The sequence below is a fragment of the Streptomyces sp. ADI96-02 genome (assembly GCF_003846185.1).
Classification (GTDB): Bacteria; Actinomycetota; Actinomycetes; order Streptomycetales; family Streptomycetaceae; genus Streptomyces.
In genome coordinates this window covers 3,197,336-3,198,103 of the sequence record NZ_ML123034.1, presented here as the reverse complement: position 1 = coordinate 3,198,103, position 768 = coordinate 3,197,336, and the positions used below count along the sequence as shown (strand labels likewise).

The window sequence follows — 768 nt, the reverse complement described above, 5'->3', positions numbered from 1 at the left end:
GGTGGCGGCGAGGGGACGTTCTCGACGCAGGAGTTCGAGTACCACACCGGTGAACTGGCCGGTGAGGTCGCGAAGACCACCGCCCGGGGTGATGCGTCGGCGAAGGGCGGGGACCCGGGCGCGGCGGTGACATCCACGGACAGCACGGTCGACCGGGACGCGGAGGGTGTGGGGCGTCGGACGAGCACGGTCACGGGTGCGGACGGGGTGGAGACCGTGACGGTGTCCGACCTGGCCAGCGGCGCCACGTTGTCGGAGCGGACCGGCGACCTCGATGAGACCGTCACCGGGTATGACGCGGCCGGACGGCCTGTGGAGGTCACCTCCGCGGACGGCACCATCACCACCACGTCGTATGAGACATGGCCCGGTTCCGGGAGTGGGAGCGGCGGGTCGTCGGTGACGAGCCGCCGGGAGTCGGACGGCTACTCCACCCGCGTGGTCAGCGACGAGTTGGGTCGCGAGGTCCGTACGGAGTCGAACTACCGGCCTTCCGGGAACGACGGCCGGGGCGGGATGCTGCCCGAGGGGCAGTGGCGCCAGGTGTCCGGGGCGGAGTTCAACACCTCCGGCCAGCAGGTCAGGACCATCGACGCGGGCGGCCGGGAGACCGCGGTCGAGTACGACGCGTGGGGCCGTCCCGCGAAGTCCACCACCCCCGATGGCACGGTCACCCTCAGCACCCACGACGATGTCGAGGGCACCACGACCGAGCAGACCGTGCCTTCGGGGACCGACAGGCCGACGCGGACCAGCACCGAGCAGAGT

1 protein-coding gene is annotated in these 768 nt (G+C 71.6%); it reads left to right on the top strand.

All coding sequences use genetic code 11. The features are described from left to right. The coding region (locus tag EES43_RS30640; RefSeq protein ID WP_164493174.1) for an RHS repeat domain-containing protein at positions 1–768 on the top strand (768 nt) is incomplete at both ends.